The sequence below is a fragment of the candidate division KSB1 bacterium genome, from assembly GCA_022562085.1.
Taxonomy (GTDB): domain Bacteria; phylum Zhuqueibacterota; class Zhuqueibacteria; order Oceanimicrobiales; family Oceanimicrobiaceae; genus Oceanimicrobium.
Map to the genome: position 1 here is coordinate 1 of JADFPY010000414.1, position 3,657 is coordinate 3,657.

Below are 3,657 nucleotides of genomic sequence, written 5' to 3' on the forward strand. Positions count from 1 at the left end.
CCACCAAGAAAAGCGGCATGGGATTGGGGTTGGCGATTGTGAAAAGAATCATCGAAGAGCACGGGGGCAGCATTTCCATTGAAAGTATCGAAGGGAAGGGGACTACTTTTGAAATTGAGCTTCCAGTAAAAAATGAAAAGTCATTGGGTCATTAGCTACGCGTTATTTAAAAACTTGGTCATTGGTTATTTGGTCATTTGTCTACGACGTCATTAAGGTCATTCAATTGGGGAGGGTTGGGTATGAGGTTAGAGGAAATTCGGGTTTACAATCTTGCTTTGGATTTGGCAGAGAAAGTTTGGGAAAGTGTAAGTAAATGGAATTATTTTGCAAAGGATACTATTGGGAAACAATTAATCAGAGCTGCGGATTCAGTTGCAGCGAATATAAGTGAAGGTTATGGAAGATATTATTACAAAGAGAATAAGCAATTTTGTTATTACAGTCGTGGTTCACTTTATGAAACCAAAACGTGGTTAGAGAAAGCTCATAATCGAAATTTGATTGAGGATGAAACCTTTAGCGTTTTTTTAAAAGATATTGAAACAATTGGCATCAAATTAAATAACTACATCAACTCAATTGGGAATAAACCAACAACAAATGACGCCGTAGGGCAAATGACTCAATGACTGTTCTTTTAATGACAGCAAAGCCAAAATGACTCAATGACTTTTAAAATGACACGAAGTTTAAATAACCTCAAGTCAACCGAACCTATAAACTAAATAGAAATAATTATGTCAGCCCCTAACATATTAATCGTAGATGATGAAAAAAATATCCGGCGCTCAGTCGCGATGATCTGCTCGGGAGAGGGTTACGAAACCAAAACCGCCGCCGATTCTGAAGAGGCTCTGAAAATGTTGGATGCGGGCGGCATCGACCTGGCTCTTCTTGATATCGCCATGCCCGGTATGGATGGGCTCTCGCTGTTGAAAGAAATCAAAAAAAAATCTCCCGAAACCACGGCGATCATGATATCCGGGAATGCGACCCTTCAGAACGCCATTACGGCGACAAAAGAAGGCGCATTCGATTTTATCGAAAAACCCATCACCAAAGAGAAGCTTCTCATTTCGATAAACAATGCGCTGCAGAGTAGTACACTGCAAAAAGAAAATATCGAGCTCAAGAAGCAGCTTACCGGCAAATTCGAGATGGTTGGGGAAAGTCGCGCTATGAAGGAAATTTTGGAGCAGATTTCAAAAGTGGCTCCTACCAATGGCCGGGTAATGATTACCGGCGAAAGCGGTACCGGCAAAGAATTGATCGCCCGGGCCATTCATGAAAACAGCCTGCGAAAAAATAGCGCATTCATCAAAGTCAACTGCGCTGCTATTCCCGAGGAGCTGATTGAAAGCGAGCTTTTCGGGAGTGAAAAAGGCGCTTACACTGGCGCCCACCAAACCCGCGAAGGCAAATTTAGCCTCGCTGATGGCGGCACTTTGCTCCTCGATGAAGTCGGCGACATGAGTCTGAATGCGCAGGCAAAAGTACTCCGCGTTCTCCAGGAGGGTGAGTTCGAAAAAGTTGGCGGGCACAAGACTCAAAAGGTCGATGTGCGTGTGCTGGCTGCCACCAATAAAGATCTTGAAAAAGAAGCTCAGGCAGATCGGTTTCGAGATGACCTCTATTTTCGATTGAATGTAGTCCCCATCAATTCTCCGCCGCTGAGGCGAAGAAAAGACGACATCCCAATTTTGGTGCAAAGCTTCATCGAGAGTTATGCCGGCGAAAACGGCGTCCGGAAAAAAGAAGTCAGCTCAGAAGCAATGGAAGTTTTGCGCGGCTACGATTGGCCCGGAAATATCCGTGAGATCAAAAACATGATCGAGCGTTTGATGATTATGTGCAGTTCCGACATTATTGATGTTGCTGATCTTCCGGACAATATCCAATCGCCCACCTCAAAAACTGCTTTTAATATGGAATCGGGAATGACTTTAAAAGAGGTCAAAGAAAATGTGGAGCGGGAATTTATCATCTCGACCCTGAAAAAGAATGGCTGGAACGTCAGCCAGACTGCCAAAGACCTCGACGTCGACCGGACGAATTTGCACAAGAAGATTAAGTATTATGGATTGTCAATTAAGAATTACGAGTTATGAATTACAAATTTCTGCCATTCTTAATTCATAATTTGTCATTCGTAATTGGTTATATGTTCGAGTTCGACTGACACCCATCCACGTTGATACACGCCCCACTTACCCAGCTTGCTCGCTCTGAAGCAAGAAAAACCACAGTATCTGCAATCTCTTCAGGCTTGCCAAAACGACCAAACGGCAGCTCGGTTTTGATAAATGCTGCGATTTTTTCCGGGTCGGCCTGCTGCTTTTTATCCCAACTGCCGCCCGGGAACATGGTTGAACCAGGTGCAACCGAGAGGACACGAATGTTATCCGGAGCAAATTCGTTTGCCATGGTTTTTGAGAGGCTAATCATGGCAGCCTTTCCGGCGTTGTAAGTAATGTGCCCGCCGCTTTCCCGGCCATAAATTGATGAGATATTGATGATGACACCGCCTCCTTGCTCTTTCATAGAGGGGATAACCAGTTGGCTCATGCGCGCGGCATTGACTGCATTGAAATCGAGCATTTCAACCCATTCTTCATCTGAGATTTCCAGGGTGGGCGTCTTTTTGCTGCCACCGACATTGTTCACCAGCACATCGATGCGGCCATATTTGTCCAGAGTTGCTTTCACAAAAGCTTTCGCCTCTCCACCGTTGGTGACGTCGGTAGGTTTTGCAAACACTTCTGCACCGGGTGACTTGATTTCTTCTGCAGCAGACTCCAGTGTTTCCGGCGTTCTGCCGCAAATGCTCAGTTTCGCGCCTTCTTTTGCAAATCCAAGCGCGATGGCCTTGCCGATGCCGCGGCTGGCGCCGGTGACGACGACGACTTTGTTTTTGAGGTTGAGGTTCATCTTTACCTTCTTTCAATCTACTCTGAGTTTGTGAACGATTATCATTTAAAGGTTACCCAATTCCTTTATTTTTTCTGCACTAAAATCCTCCCACTCTTTTCGTTCAGTTTCGATTTTTTCGGGAGTTCTTTTTAGCTTATATCCTTTTGAAGTCAAAATTCTGGAGATTATGAGCGACAAATGTGAATAAATGTCAACAACAAAAAGCATTACCCTACCAATCATGTTTTGATCTGGAGATAAAGTGTCAAAGAATCCCGTCTTGATAAATGTGGTCTCTTTGTTACTTTTGAAATCCATTGATAAGGTAGTTTGCATAAAACCTGCATGACTACTGTTTTCTGACAAGATTCCCCAAACTCTTTCAATATAATCTTTCTCTATAGATTCCATAAATTTTGAGTAATCATGTTTTTTTCTATCATAACTGAAAACCTTTCTAAACTCCTGTTTTGCCTGTTTCTGTTGTTCTTTGCCCTTATTTAGTTGATAGCTTCTCCAAATTTCTAAATGCTTCTTATAATTTGTCTGAATTACTGCCATTTGCATTGCCGCTTCCAACCCTACTCGGGCAACAGCTTCGCCAAAAAAAACATGCGCTTTCATAATCAGAAGTATGGCCGTTACAAAGGCATTTCCACAAAGCTGAGTCAACATCAAATATTCCTTTGGTTCAGCAATATCAACAATATTTTCCGTGGAAACAGCTTCTCTTATTCGTATTGC

At 43.2% G+C, this 3,657-nt stretch carries 5 protein-coding genes; 3 read left to right on the top strand and 2 right to left on the bottom strand.

The annotated features are described in order from the left end of the window. From IH879_21450 to IH879_21460, 3 genes are all read left to right on the top strand, one after another. A partial coding sequence (locus IH879_21450) for a HAMP domain-containing histidine kinase (protein ID MCH7677493.1) occupies positions 1–155 on the top strand: 155 nt, incomplete at its 5' end. Between the two features lie 87 nt (positions 156–242). Then, on the top strand, positions 243–632 hold the full coding sequence (locus IH879_21455; protein ID MCH7677494.1) for a four helix bundle protein: 390 nt from the start codon (positions 243–245) through the stop codon (positions 630–632). Positions 633–740: 108 nt separating this feature from the next. Then, a complete protein-coding gene (locus tag IH879_21460) occupies positions 741–2,111 on the top strand; it encodes a sigma-54-dependent Fis family transcriptional regulator (protein ID MCH7677495.1) in 1,371 nt (456 codons plus the stop codon). Between the two features lie 49 nt (positions 2,112–2,160). Here IH879_21460 and IH879_21465 read toward each other — a convergent pair whose 3' ends face one another. After that, entirely contained in the window at positions 2,161–2,931 is a 771-nt protein-coding gene (locus IH879_21465; GenBank protein MCH7677496.1) for a glucose 1-dehydrogenase, read from the bottom strand. Positions 2,932–2,976: 45 nt separating this feature from the next. Next, positions 2,977–3,657, bottom strand: a 681-nt coding sequence (locus IH879_21470) for a hypothetical protein (protein MCH7677497.1), incomplete at its 5' end; no start/stop codon positions are given.

Bases quoted from the DNA above. Each gene is read 5' to 3' on its own strand.
- IH879_21460 (MCH7677495.1), top strand. From the start codon at position 741: ATGTCAGCCCCTAACATATTAATCGTAGATGATGAAAAAAATATCCGG.
- IH879_21455 (MCH7677494.1), top strand. From the start codon at position 243: ATGAGGTTAGAGGAAATTCGGGTTTACAATCTTGCTTTGGATTTGGCA.
- IH879_21465 (MCH7677496.1), bottom strand. From the start codon at position 2,931: ATGAACCTCAACCTCAAAAACAAAGTCGTCGTCGTCACCGGCGCCAGC.